At 60.5% G+C, this 12,493-nt stretch carries 10 protein-coding genes; 2 read left to right on the top strand and 8 right to left on the bottom strand.

Annotated elements, in window-relative coordinates; all coding sequences use genetic code 11:
• Window positions 1–158: 158 nt before the first annotated feature.
• Together gltA and gltX are read right to left on the bottom strand one after the other, a co-directional pair.
• Window positions 159–1,451: a citrate synthase gene (gltA, locus tag QB905_RS04250; protein ID WP_282973315.1), complete on the bottom strand. Its 1,293-nt coding sequence runs from the start codon at window positions 1,449–1,451 to the stop codon at window positions 159–161.
• Window positions 1,452–1,540: 89 nt separating this feature from the next.
• Window positions 1,541–2,938 carry a glutamate--tRNA ligase gene (gene gltX, locus QB905_RS04245; RefSeq protein WP_282973314.1) on the bottom strand — a complete coding sequence of 466 codons (1,398 nt, stop codon included), beginning with the start codon at window positions 2,936–2,938 and terminating at the stop codon, window positions 1,541–1,543.
• Window positions 2,939–3,026: 88 nt separating this feature from the next.
• Here gltX and QB905_RS04240 point away from each other — a divergent pair, with 88 nt between their 5' ends.
• The gene (locus tag QB905_RS04240; protein ID WP_282973313.1) at window positions 3,027–5,186 is read left to right on the top strand and encodes a ComEC/Rec2 family competence protein; all 2,160 of its coding nucleotides are present in this window, start codon (window positions 3,027–3,029) and stop codon (window positions 5,184–5,186) included.
• Here the strand turns inward: QB905_RS04240 and lexA are convergent.
• The 4 genes from lexA to QB905_RS04220 form a co-directional block, all read right to left on the bottom strand.
• Window positions 5,180–5,878 carry a transcriptional repressor LexA gene (gene lexA / locus QB905_RS04235; protein WP_282973312.1) on the bottom strand — a complete coding sequence of 233 codons (699 nt, stop codon included), beginning with the start codon at window positions 5,876–5,878 and terminating at the stop codon, window positions 5,180–5,182. The two genes, QB905_RS04240 and lexA, sit on opposite strands and share 7 nt — an antisense overlap.
• Before the next feature lie 110 nt (window positions 5,879–5,988).
• On the bottom strand, window positions 5,989–6,780 hold the full coding sequence (gene trpC / locus QB905_RS04230) for an indole-3-glycerol phosphate synthase TrpC (RefSeq protein ID WP_282973311.1): 792 nt from the start codon (window positions 6,778–6,780) through the stop codon (window positions 5,989–5,991).
• A complete protein-coding gene (gene trpD, locus QB905_RS04225; protein WP_282973310.1) occupies window positions 6,777–7,802 on the bottom strand; it encodes an anthranilate phosphoribosyltransferase in 1,026 nt (341 codons plus the stop codon). The genes trpC and trpD overlap by 4 nt, the downstream gene beginning before the upstream one ends.
• Window positions 7,795–8,388: an anthranilate synthase component II gene (locus tag QB905_RS04220; protein WP_282973309.1), complete on the bottom strand. Its 594-nt coding sequence runs from the start codon at window positions 8,386–8,388 to the stop codon at window positions 7,795–7,797. The genes trpD and QB905_RS04220 overlap by 8 nt, the downstream gene beginning before the upstream one ends.
• A gap of 198 nt (window positions 8,389–8,586) precedes the next feature.
• Between QB905_RS04220 and QB905_RS04215 the strand changes: the two genes are divergently transcribed.
• A complete protein-coding gene (locus QB905_RS04215; protein WP_282973308.1) occupies window positions 8,587–8,868 on the top strand; it encodes a hypothetical protein in 282 nt (93 codons plus the stop codon).
• On the opposite strand, the gene trpE is transcribed toward QB905_RS04215, so the two are convergent.
• Both trpE and QB905_RS04205 read right to left on the bottom strand, forming a co-directional pair.
• Complete coding sequence (trpE, locus tag QB905_RS04210; protein WP_461781795.1) at window positions 8,865–10,388, bottom strand: anthranilate synthase component I; 1,524 nt, start codon at window positions 10,386–10,388, stop codon at window positions 8,865–8,867. The genes QB905_RS04215 and trpE overlap by 4 nt on opposite strands.
• A 5-nt stretch (window positions 10,389–10,393) precedes the next feature.
• Window positions 10,394–12,343, bottom strand: a complete 1,950-nt coding sequence (locus tag QB905_RS04205) for a peptidylprolyl isomerase (RefSeq protein WP_282973307.1) — start codon at window positions 12,341–12,343, stop codon at window positions 10,394–10,396.
• Window positions 12,344–12,493: the final 150 nt, after the last annotated feature.

Genomic DNA, 12,493 nt, shown 5'->3' with positions numbered 1-12,493 from the left:
TGCTATCCTGTTTTGGACAAGAGACTGAAAGCCTATGCGCGAAGCGCAAGCCATTTGAATATTCTTTCTTTTTCCGTGCTTTCTGTGTTTTCCGTGGTCAATAAAAAAGCCCGCCCCGGCAAACCGGAGCGGGCTTTTTATTTGGATCAGGAGCGCTCTTAGCCGCGTTGCGAAATCGGCACGAATTCGCGTTGCGTGGAACCCGTATAGAGCTGGCGCGGACGGCCGATCTTCTGCGAAGGATCCTCGATCATTTCCTTCCACTGGGCGATCCAGCCGACGGTGCGCGCCAGGGCGAACAGCACGGTGAACATGGTGGTCGGGAAGCCCATCGCCGACAGGGTGATGCCGGAATAGAAGTCCACGTTCGGGAACAGCTTGCGTTCAATGAAATATTCGTCGTTGAGCGCGATGCGTTCCAGTTCCTTAGCGACCTGGAACAGAGGATCGTTCGGATCGCCAACGGCGGCCAGAACCTCGTCAGCCGACTGTTTCATCACCGTGGCGCGCGGGTCATAGTTTTTGTACACGCGATGGCCGAAGCCCATCAGCTTGTACTTGCGTGCCTTCACGCCTTCGATGAACTCAGGAATACGCTCCGGCGTGCCGATTTCCTTCAGCATGTTGAGCGCTTCTTCGTTGGCACCGCCATGCGACGGGCCCCACAGGCAGGCAATGCCAGCGGCGATACAGGCGAACGGATTGGCACCCGACGATCCGGCCAGACGGACGGTCGAGGTCGAGGCGTTTTGTTCGTGATCGGCGTGCAGGATGAAGATGCGGTCCATAGCGCGGGCCAGAACCGGGTTCACCACATAGTCTTCCGCCGGTACGGCAAAGCACATGCGCAGGAAGTTTTCGGCATAGGACAGATTGTTGCGCGGATGCACGAAGGGCTGGCCCAGGCTGTATTTGAAAGCGCGCGCGGCAATGGTCGGCATCTTGGCGATCAGGCGGTGCGCCGAGATTTCGCGCTGTTCGAGATCGTGGATGTCGAGGCTGTCATGATAGAAGGCCGACAGGGCGCCGACCGCACCGGTCATCACGGCCATCGGGTGGGCGTCGCGGCGGAAGCCGGAGAAGAAGCGGTCGAACTGCTCATGCAGCATGGTGTGGCGCGTGATGGTCGATTCAAACGACTCAAATTCGCTGGCTGTCGGCAGTTCGCCATGCAGCAACAGGTAACAGGTTTCGAGGAAGCTCGAATTGGAGGCCAGTTCGCCGATCGGATAACCGCGGTGCAGCAATACGCCGGCATCGCCGTCAATAAAGGTGATCTTGCTTTCGCACGAGGCGGTGGAGGTAAAGCCCGGATCATAGGTAAAGGCGTCGGTGGCCGCATATAATTTGCGAATATCAATCACGTCGGGGCCGAGCGTGCCTTTTTGCACGGGCAGTTCGACGGTCTTGTCACCTAGGTTTAAAGTCGCATTCGTGGAAGTCTGGGTCATTACGCTTGCCTCAGAAAGATAGTGAACCCCATAAGGGTTTGTGCGGCGCAACTAAAATCAGCGTCGCGCCTGCTATATAAACATGCGGCCTAAATGAAAAGGCCCCCTTGCAATCGTGACAGGCTTTCTTCACGGCCAAGGCTGGCAAAAGTGCGCGAAATATCAGGTGCGGGGTGACCGCCGGAGAGCAGGCCGCGCAGTACAGGGCCGATCTTGCCGAAGCCAACACCTTCATTTTCCACAAAGTTTTTTAAAGCCATGTCGATGGCCCCGGCATCCCAGGCACTCCACCCTAACACATTTTCGTGAAGACGGTGAAGACGCGCAACGGTTTCCGGAATCAGCAGGTTTTTTGTCTTGTCATCGATGGTGAAGGGGCCCTTCGCCAGTGCAAACTGTACCAGTTCACCCAGTTGCACCAGAGTCTGGGCGCGCTCGCGCACCAGCGGCAGGGTGCGGGCCAGCACGGCGCGGACAGCCGGATCGCTGATGCGGAGGCGCTGCGCCATCAGATCGGTCAGGCGCTGCGGCGCGCAGGCGCGAATCCAGTGGGCGTTGACCGAGCCGAGTTTGGCGAAGTCGAGACGGGCAGGGGCCTTGTTGATGCCGGTAATATCGAACCATTCGACCGCTTGCGCATCGTCGAAGATTTCGTCATCGCCGTGCGACCAGCCGAGCCGCGCCAGATAATTGCGCATGGCTTCGGGCAGATAGCCGAGCTCTTCATAATCACCAACAGCCTGCGCGCCGTGGCGTTTGGAGAGTTTCGCGCCGTCCGGCCCGTGAATGAGCGGAATATGGGCAAAAACCGGCACCGGCCAGCCGAGCGCCTGATAGATCAGGCTCTGACGGGCGGCATTATTAAGGTGATCGTCACCGCGGATAATATGGGTGACGCCCATATCGTGATCGTCGACGACGACGGCAAGATTATAGGTGGGGCTGCCATCCGAGCGCAGCAGGATCAGGTCGTCCATGTCTTTCGTATTGAAAGCGACCTCGCCCTGCACAGCGTCATGGATGATCAGGGGGGCGTTGAGTGGCCCCTTGAAACGAACGACATGCGGCTTTTGCATCTCTTCCACTGAAGGTGTGCGGTCGCGCCACGGCGAGCGCAGCGCATGGCCATCTTGGCGGGCCTGTTCGCGGGCGGCGTCGGTTTCTTCCGGCGTCATGAAGCAGGCATAGGCATGGCCCGACGCCAGCAATTGGGCGGCGGCGGCCTTGTGACGGTCTTCACGGGAATGCTGGAAGACGATCTCGCCATCGCCTTTCAGGCCCAGCCAGTCAAGCCCGGCAAAGATCGCATCGACGGCTGCCTTCGTGGAGCGTTCGCGGTCGGTATCTTCGATGCGGATCAGGAATGTACCGCCCATGTGTCTGGCATACAGCCAGTTGAACAGGGCCGTACGCGCTCCGCCGATATGCAGAAAGCCCGTCGGCGAGGGTGCGAAGCGGGTGACGACTTGCGTGTGCGGTGCGGACATGGTCACATAGCCAGGAAATTGAGGAAAGATTGGCTTGCTCATAGAACGCTCTGCGCGGGCAACCAAGTGCTATCTGTCCGGACGGGGGATGAAAACAGCGGTTTGGCAAGAGGTGGGGGCACGCGCAACGGCCATATGGCAGCAGCAGGCCGGGCGGTTGTTCCTATGGTTTCCGGTGGCGTTCGGTTTCGGCGCGGCGGCCTATCTGGCCCTGCCGTTTGAACCGGCGCTTGTCTGGGCTGTTGTGCCCGCCATCCTGATGGGGGCCCTGCTGCTGGCGATGTGGCGCTGGCCTGCGGCGGCGCGTCTGACCGGGCCGGTGGTGCTGATCGCTTTTTTTGCCTTCGGGCTGGCGGTGGCCAAATTGCGCACCGAGCATGTGCGCGCGCCGGTGCTGAACCCCGACCATTCGACCTATAGGGTGCAGGCTTTTGTCATTGACAATATATCGCCTTCCGCCGATTCGCCGCGTCTGCTGCTGGCTCCGTTCGCCATCAAGGGGATGGCGGCGCGCGATGTGCCCTTGCGCCTGCGCGTGTCGCTGCGACCGGGGGTGATCGCGGCGACGGGCCTGAAACCCGGGGATGCGATCAGTGTTTTCGCCATCCTCAATCCGCCGCCGGAACCTTCCCTGCCGGGCGGCTATGATTTCGCGCGCGCCGCCTGGTTTCAGGGTATTGGCGGTGTGGGGCTGGTGCCGGGTGCGCCGGAAAAGATCGCCGCCCCCGTGCATGGATGGCGGCTCGATCTGATCCTGCGGCTCAATCGCCTGCGCTGGAACATCACGCAAAGGCTTGTGGAATCGATCACCCCCGTCTGGCATGACGGCGGCAGGCTCGGCGGCTTTGCGGCGGCTCTGGTGACGGGGCAGGAGGCTTTCGTACCGCAAGCTCTGATCGTCGATATGCGTAATTCCGGGCTGGCGCACATCCTGTCGATTTCCGGCGTACACATGGCTGTGGTCGGCGGTTTTATCTTCTTCGCCCTGCGCGGATTGATGGCGATGATACCGGTTCTGGCGCTCAATGCGCCGATCAAGAAGATCGCTGCGGCCTTAAGCATGGTGTGCGTCCTGGCCTATCTGGCCATTTCCGGCGCGCCTGCGCCCGCTGTGCGTTCGGCCGTCGTGGCCTGTATCGCCTTTACGGCTATTATGCTGGATCGTCGCGCCCTGTCCCTGCGCGCCCTGGCCATCGCCGCCCTGGTGGTGATCGCGCTGACGCCCGAAGCGGTGGTTCAGCCTGGTTTCCAGATGTCGTTTTGCGCCACAGCGGCGCTGCTGGCCCTCGCTGAAGCTCTTCAGGCACCGGTCAGCGAAATCAGCGTGCCCATGTGGGTGAAAACAATTCAGTCGATTGTTCACGGTTTCTGGTTGTCGCTGGTGGCTTCACTGGTGGCGACGGCGGCCACAACGCCCTTCGCCATTGCCTATTTCAACCGTTTTTCGGTCTATGGCCTGTTGTCCAATCTGTTTGAATCGCCGATTACCGCCTTTATCGTCATGCCCGCTCTGGCGCTCGGCACGGTTCTGGCCGCTACGCCGCTGGGGCCACTGTTGCTCAATGTAGCGGCGGGCGGGCTGTGGCTCATCGCCCATATCGCCGCCTGGACATCGGCCCTGCCACAAGCCGTTATAGGCTGGCCGTCCACCGCCAGCTATATTTTGCCGGTTTCGCTGTTCGGCGTAGTGTGGATATGTCTGGTACGCGGCCCGGTGCGTTGGCTGGGCCTGATCGCCGCCACGGCCATCCTGTGGTGGCCGCGCCTGCCGGTTTCCGACATCTGGGTCGATCCCGATGGCGGTAACGCTGCTATTCGCATCGGCCACGACGCCTATGTCCTGCGTCCGAAAGTCCGGCAATTCGGCTATGTGCAGTGGACGCAGCGTTACGGACTGCAACCGCTTGACGCCGATACCCGTCAAAAATTTTATACCTGCAAGGGCTATGCTTGCATTCCGCAAGCTGCATCGCCTTACCGTGTCGGCTTCTGGTTTTCCAATGTGCCGCCCAAACCCAAGGTGCTTGATTCTCTGTGCCGTTCAAGCACACTCGTCGTCCTGCGCAATCCGGTCGGCGACTGGCCGCAAACTTGCTCAGGCGTCAACCATATCAGCGCCGGGGATTTCCGCCGCCTCGGCGCGCTCGAACTGACCCGCACGCAAAAAGGCTGGGCCATCCGCGCCGGGCAGCCGCTGCGTGGCCAACGCTACTGGTCAAGCCCTTCGGATGCTGAATTAGGTCAGTGATAACGCCGCATCAGCCCGACAAGGCGGCCCTGCACCTTGACCTGGCCATCATTATAGATCTGCGTCTTATAGGCCGGATTGGCGGCTTCAAGTGCAATCGACGCGCCTTTTTTGCGCAAACGCTTGAGGGTGGCGGTCGCATCATCAACCAGAGCCACGATAATCTCGCCCGACTGCGCCGTATCGGTTTTGCGGATCACCACATAATCGCCGTTGAGAATACCGGCATTGATCATCGAATCGCCTTCGATTTCGAGGACATAGTGCTCGCCCGCCCCCAGCATGGCTTCCGGCACGGCCAGACGGTCGCGTTCCTGCCCCATCGCCTCAATCGGCACGCCCGCCGCGATCTTGCCCAGCAGGGGCAGGTCGCGCGTTTCATCAGTGACCGCGCGCGGCGCTTCGGCGGGCTTCGTGCCTTCAACGACCTGCGGTACAAAGGCCTGACGGCCACGCGGCGGTGCTGAGGTGGTGGCCTGATCCGGTAGCTTGATGACCTCAAGCGCGCGCGCCCTGTGCGCCAGACGGCGAATAAAGCCGCGCTCTTCCAGCGCCGTGATCAGGCGGTGAATGCCGGATTTCGACGCCAGATCGAGCGCTTCCTTCATTTCATCGAAAGAAGGCGACACGCCGGTTTCCTTGATCCGTTCATGGATGAACATCAGAAGTTCGCGTTGTTTGGTCGTCAGCATCGGGACACCTTTGCATTTTTCCGCCCACAATATGGCGCGGAACAAGTCATGAACCTATGCAAAATGTTCTATATGTGTTCCGGTTAATGTCAAGCTAATGCCGCAATTTTTTAGCGAGAAAGCAGTTTTTTCGCGGCTTGCGTCACATCGCCCTGACGCATCAGGCTTTCGCCGACCAGCATGGCGGTGGCCCCGGTCGAGGCCAGTCGCGCCACGTCCTCGGCGGTAAAGATGCCGCTTTCGGCCACCAGAATATGCTCTTTGCCGACCATGACCGACAGGTCTTCGGTCACCTTCAGATCGACATGAAAATCCCTGAGATTCCGGTTATTTATGCCGATCAGTTTGGATTTCAAACGCAAGGCGCGCGTCATTTCCGCTGCGTCATGCACCTCGACCAGCGCATCCATGCCGAGGTCATGGGCTGCGTCGATCAGATCGCCCGCCAGAGCATCGTCGATCATCGCCATAATGACCAGAATCGCATCGGCGCCGAGGCTGCGTGATTCGGCCACCTGCCAGCTATCGACGAGAAATTCCTTGCGGATGCAGGGCAGATTCACCGCCGCGCGCGCCGCCTGAAAGTGTGATTCGTGGCCCATGAAGCTGGGCCCGTCGGTCAGGATCGACAGACACGAGGCACCGCCCGATTCGTAGGCGCGCGCCAGAGACGGCGGATCGAAATCATCACAAATCAGACCTTTGGACGGCGAAGCCTTCTTGATTTCGGCAATCAGCGACAGACTGCCCGGACGCTGATCGGTCACCAGACGCGCCGCAAAGCCGCGCGGCGCATCCGCCGCTTTGATCGCAGCATCGAGATCGGCCTGTGTGACAGCTTTTTGGCGCGCCGCCACCTCTTCGCGCTTATAATTGGCGATGCGTTCAAGAATATCGGTCATGTCGTCTCCAGAGGCGGGGTGGCGCGGATCAGCGCCGCCAGCGCAGCCCGCGCCCGGCCCTGATCAATCACATCGCCTGCCAGAGCAATACCTTCGCGCAGGGTTTCGACCTTGTCGGCCACCAGAAAGGCAGCGGCGGCATTGAGCATGACGATGTCACGATAGGCGCTTTTTTTACCGTCGAGCAGATCAGTCAGTTCGCGGGCATTATGATCGGGTGCGCCACCGATCAGATCAGCCAGAGCGGCGCGCGGCAGGCCCACGGCTTCCGGTGTAATTTTGAACAGGCGCACAAAGCCGTTATGATATTCAGCCACGTCGGTTTCGCCCGTCGTGGTCAGTTCATCGAGGCCCGAACCATGCACGGCCCACGCCCTGACCGCCCCCAACTGGCCAAGCGCCTGCGCAATCGGCTCAACAAAGCGCAAGGACGGCACGCCCATCACCTGACGCTTAGCGCCTGCCGGATTGCTCAAGGGGCCCAGCAGGTTGAAGATGGTGCGAAAGCCGAGCTGCTGACGGATCGGCGACACATGACGCATCGCACCGTGATGGGCCTGAGCGAACATGAAGCAGATGCCCGCCTCATCGAGCGCCGTGCGCTGCTGATCGAGTGTCGCTTCCAGATTGACGCCGAGCGCCGCCAGCACATCGGCTGTGCCCGATTTCGAGGTGATGGCGCGGTTGCCATGCTTGGCCACTTTCAGCCCGCCGCCCGCCGCCACGAAACCGACGGCGGTTGAGATATTGAGTGTATGCAGGCCATCGCCGCCCGTACCGCACACGTCGATGACATCATAAGGGTGATCGAGATGGATGGCGGCCTTGCGCATGGCGCGGGCAGAGGCGGCGATTTCGCCTACGGTTTCGCCGCGTATTTTTATTGCCGTCACCGCCGCCGCTACCTGTGCAGGCGTTGGTTCGCCACGCAGGCAGGCAGTGAAGAACGATTCGGCGTCGGCCTCATCGAGCGTTGATCCGTCGGCCAGTCGGGCCAGTAGGGGTTTGAAGGCGTCAGACATAGAGATTGTGGCTTTCGATACCGGCCAGCGCGAGGAAATTGGCCAGCAACTGGTGGCCGCCCTCGGTGGCGATCGATTCAGGGTGGAATTGCACGCCATGAATTGGGCGCGTGCGGTGTTGCAGCCCCATGATCTCGCCGTCTTCGGTCCAGGCGGTGATTTCCAGTTCGTCGGGCAGGGTTTCACGCTTGACGGCCAGCGAATGATAGCGCGTAGCGGTGAACGGATCGGGCATGTCCCTGAACAGGCCCTTATTATTGTGATGGATCGGGCTGGTCTTGCCGTGCATCAGGCTTTTGGCGCGGATCACATCACCGCCATAGGCCTGACCGATTGACTGGTGGCCGAGGCAGACGCCAAGAATGGGCATGTCTTCGGGCGCGGCGCGCAGGAGCGGCAGACAGATACCGGCCTGATCGGGCGCGCATGGGCCGGGTGACAGCAGGATGGCTCTGGGCTTCAGCGCCAGCGCGTCCTGCACGCTCAGGGCGTCATTGCGATACACTTGCGTTTCCGCGCCAAGCTCGGCCAGATAATGAACGAGATTATAGGTGAAGCTGTCGTAATTATCGATGACCAGAATCATGACCTGTTGCTCCTTGGAGCCGTTCTAAAATGCGTATTCAGCGCTGTTTACGAACATATGGCTGATTTTCCAAGCGGCAAGATGCGGGCGCAGCATTGGAAGGCGGATTTATCGGTGTTATGGTTAATGTCAGGCAAAATTTCGTTAACCAAATCGCCCTAGCGTGATCTTCATTGCCAATCGAACCGACGAGTCGACATGCCTGCTTCCTCAGCCCCGCTTTTCGATGACCGCCTTCACGCCGCTTCAAACCTGCTGGAGCGGCGCAAACCCACGCCGTCAGGTCTGGCGATCCTGCTGGCGGTGCTGGCCCTGTTCGCCGCCGCCTCCATGCTGGCCAGTCTGGTAATGCCTGCGAAGAAGGCCGCGATCACACCTGCCGCAGCGCCGGTTTCCGCCGATTTTCAGCTTTCCGGCAGCGCCTTCCCTGACGCCGATCCGGCCAAGCCGGTAACGCCGGGCAGCGAGCCTATACGCTAGTTTTTCTGATAGCTGTAACGCCAGGCATCCTGTGCTGCGCGGATGAGAGCGCCCGCCTTGTGGCAGGTTTCCTCATATTCCTTTTGCGGCACGCTGTCGGCGACCACGCCCGCGCCCGCCTGGACATACATCATCCGATCCCTGAACAGGGCGGTGCGCAGCACGATGCAGATGTCCACCGAACCCGCGCTGGAAATATAGCCGACGCCGCCGCCATAGACGACGCCGCGCTTGACCGATTCCAGTTCGTCGATGATCTCCATCGCCCGCACCTTGGGCGCGCCCGACAGGGTGCCGGCGGGCAGGGCGGCCAGCAGGGCATCGACGGCATCGAGCGTATCCGGCGCATCACCTTCGACGTTCGAGACGATGTGCATGACGTGGCTGTAGCGCTCGATGATGAATTTTTCGGTGACGCGCACCGTGGCCGGTTTGGCGACCCGGCCGACATCATTGCGGCCCAGATCGAGCAGCATCAGATGTTCGGACAATTCCTTCGGATCGGCCAGCAGTTCGTCTTCCAGCGCCTTGTCTTCGGCGGGAGTCTTGCCGCGTGGCCGCGTGCCGGCGATCGGGCGGATGGTCAGCTTGCCATCGCGTACCCGCACCAGGATTTCCGGCGAGGAGCCCGCAAGCTGGAAGTCGCCGAAATTAAGATAGTAGAGATAGGGCGAAGGGTTATGACGGCGAAGACTGCGATAAAAGGCAAACGGATCAAGCGGGTAGGGCGCCTCAAAGCGATGGCTGGGCACCACCTGAAAAACATCGCCCGCCGCTATATAGGCCTTGGAGCGCTCGACCATGCTACCATAATCAAGCGGTGAGGTGGGCGACATCAGAGGCTCCTGCCTATGATCCTGCGCTGCGGGCTGGGCGGCCAGCGGTACGCGCAGATCGGCCTCGACCGCGTCGAGACGGCCTTGCGCTACATCATAGGCCGCCTGAGCGGACTTTTCATCGGGCCAGACCGGGCTGGCCAACAGGATTTCGTGCGCTACATTATCGAAGACGCACACCACGGTGGGCCGCACCATCACGGCGTCGGGCAGGTCAAGCGGATCGGGATTGGCCGCGCCCAGGGGTTCGGTCAGGCGGATCATGTCATAGCCGAACACACCGAACAGGCCCGACACCATCGGCGGCAGGCCTTCGGGAATCTCCATCCGGTTGGTCGCCACGAGCGCGCGCAGCGATTGGAGCGTCGGCAGAGATTCGGGGCTGTAGTCGGCGGTTTCGACCGCCGAACCGCGCGCGATCTCGGCCCGTTCGCCGAAACAGCGCCACACCAGATCGGGTGACAGGGTGAGGATCGAATAACGGCCCGACAAGGCACCGCCTTCCACCGATTCAAACAAAAAGCTGAACGGGCGGTTCTGCGACAGCTTCAGATAGGCCGAAACGGGCGTTTCGAGATCATCGATCAGGCGACGCCACACCAGGCCGGGCTTACCCGCTGCATAGGCTTCCAGAAAGGCGCTTTGCGACGCGCCACCGACATTATCAGAAACGCTCATGGTCATGGAAATCACGACTTGTCCTTATCAGCGCCCTTATCCTTCGCGCCATCCTTGGTGGTGGCGGGCGGTGTCACGCCCAGCGCCTTGATGGCGGCCAACGGATAGGTCTTGGTCTTGACCAGGGTGCGCGCCGTCGATTGCGTGATCCCGGCCAGATCGCGCGCGATCATCTGCGACATCTGATCACTGGCCGAGGCCGCCAGTATATTGGCGGTTTTCGGATCGGCCTGATGCACGGCGTCGATATGGCCGATGGCATAGGCAAGACCGGATGTGTCGGCGGCGGCTTCGAACGTATCGCCAGCCTGACCCAGAAAAATGCTGTTGGCCATAGCATCGGGCAGTTTGGCCTGCTGCGCCTTGTTGCGGTCGAGCGCGGTCAGGGTCTGGATCGGGGCATTATAGGCGGCGGCCACCTTGGCGAAATCTTCGCCCTTGTCGAGGCGCGCCTTGGCTTCGTCAGCCTTGGCTTTCACGGCGTCACCCATCTTTTCCATCATGTAATAGCGCGCCAGATCGTTCTTGACCTCGGCGAGCGGCGGCGGGCCGGCAGGCTTGATCGCATCGAGCCTGAGGGCGAAATATTCGCCATCGCTCATGCGCTCGACATCCGAGGTGGCACCGACGGCGGACAGGTCATACACGTCCTTCACCAGGTCGGTATATGGCGAATAATCGACCTGCGGATTGCCGGTCTTGCCCTGAGCGGTCATCGGCTGAAGCTGGGTGATGGTCAGGCCCAGCTTGGCGGCGCTGGTTTTGAAATCATCACCGGCGTCATGGGCGTCCTGGAACTTGTGGACGAGATCATTGACCTTATCGGCGGCGGCGCTCTTGCGATAATCATCGGTCAGCTTGGCGCGCAGGCTTTCAAATGAAGGCGTGGTGCCGGGCTTGATGTCGCCCATCTTGACGACGGCATAGCCGAGGCTGCCCTTGAGCGCGCCAGACACATCGCCGGACGCCATGCCAAAGGCGCTGGCGGCGATGGCGGCGTCGGGCACATCGTCCTGCGTCTTGTTGTCAAAGCTGATCACATTGCCCTTGTGCGCCTTGGCGGCGTCATCCGGCGACTTGCCAGCCTTCAGGTCAGCGGAAATCGCCTTGGCGGCGGCTTCATCCGGCGCGGTGATTTCGACGAAAGAGCGGGTTTCGGGGGTTTTCAGCGTCGGCAGTTCCTGGTTGTACAGCTTTTGCAGGTCGGCATCGGTGACCGGCACCGACTTTTCGTAATCGCTGGCCGAGAAACGGATCACCGAAGCCGTGCGCAATTCCGGCAATTGCAATTGCTGAAGGTGCGCCTTGTAATAGTCGGCGATCTGCGCATCGGTAGGCGGAGCAGGATGGGCGACATTATTGGGCGACAGGGTGAAGACGCGGACATCGCGCGACTGTTCCTCATAGGCAGCCTCGACGGCTGACAGGATGCGCGGCGCGTGCAGTCCGCCCAAAGCCGCATGTGTATATTGCTGTACGGCCAGTTCGTCGGCCATATTGCTTTCGAACTGCTGCTGGGTCATCTGGTTTTCGGCCAGACGCTGACGATAGGTGTCCTTGTCGAAGCGGCCGGTCACCGAATTGAAGAAGGCCGGGATCTTGGCCAGTTGCGCCACGATCATCTTCGGCGTGGCCTTGATGTTCAGCTTGTCGAGCCAGGCGGAAAAGGCCGTTTCGTCGGCAATGCTGTCGAGCGCCTGCAAATAGCTGCCGGAGGTCACGAATTCCTGATTCGTAAAGGTCTGACCGTTGTTTTTCTGTGCATATTGCGCCTTGTACTGATCGATTCTGGCTTTGAAATCGTCGCTCGTTACGTGGCGCGAGCCCGCCGTCACCACATAGTCGGTATTGGCCGAACCGAAAACGTCGCGCAGGCCGAACACCGCGAAGGACAGGATCAGCAGCGCCATGATGGCGGTGAATACCCATGATTTGGTGAAATCTCTGAAAAGGCTGATCATCGGGTGTCTTCAAGTCCCTGAAGCTATAATGGCCGTATCGCGTCGCTATGTGGCCGTGTCTTACGGCACGAATAAGGCTGTTACAAAGGGAATTTGTTGCTTTCAAGCTTTTATTGGCTTTTTCCGCTTGGCCTCAAACCGGGCCGCAGT

The organism is Asticcacaulis sp. EMRT-3, from assembly GCF_030027245.1.
Lineage (GTDB): Bacteria > Pseudomonadota > Alphaproteobacteria > Caulobacterales > Caulobacteraceae > Asticcacaulis.
This window is presented reverse-complemented; position numbering and strand designations above follow the sequence as displayed.

Coding starts and splice junctions, on each gene's coding strand:
- gltA (WP_282973315.1), bottom strand. CDS start 1,451: ATGACCCAGACTTCCACGAATGCGACTTTAAACCTAGGTGACAAGACC.
- gltX (WP_282973314.1), bottom strand. CDS start 2,938: ATGTCCGCACCGCACACGCAAGTCGTCACCCGCTTCGCACCCTCGCCG.
- QB905_RS04240 (WP_282973313.1), top strand. CDS start 3,027: ATGAAAACAGCGGTTTGGCAAGAGGTGGGGGCACGCGCAACGGCCATA.
- lexA (WP_282973312.1), bottom strand. CDS start 5,878: ATGCTGACGACCAAACAACGCGAACTTCTGATGTTCATCCATGAACGG.
- trpC (WP_282973311.1), bottom strand. CDS start 6,780: ATGACCGATATTCTTGAACGCATCGCCAATTATAAGCGCGAAGAGGTG.
- trpD (WP_282973310.1), bottom strand. CDS start 7,802: ATGTCTGACGCCTTCAAACCCCTACTGGCCCGACTGGCCGACGGATCA.
- QB905_RS04220 (WP_282973309.1), bottom strand. CDS start 8,388: ATGATTCTGGTCATCGATAATTACGACAGCTTCACCTATAATCTCGTT.
- QB905_RS04215 (WP_282973308.1), top strand. CDS start 8,587: ATGCCTGCTTCCTCAGCCCCGCTTTTCGATGACCGCCTTCACGCCGCT.
- trpE (WP_461781795.1), bottom strand. CDS start 10,388: ATGACCATGAGCGTTTCTGATAATGTCGGTGGCGCGTCGCAAAGCGCC.
- QB905_RS04205 (WP_282973307.1), bottom strand. CDS start 12,343: ATGATCAGCCTTTTCAGAGATTTCACCAAATCATGGGTATTCACCGCC.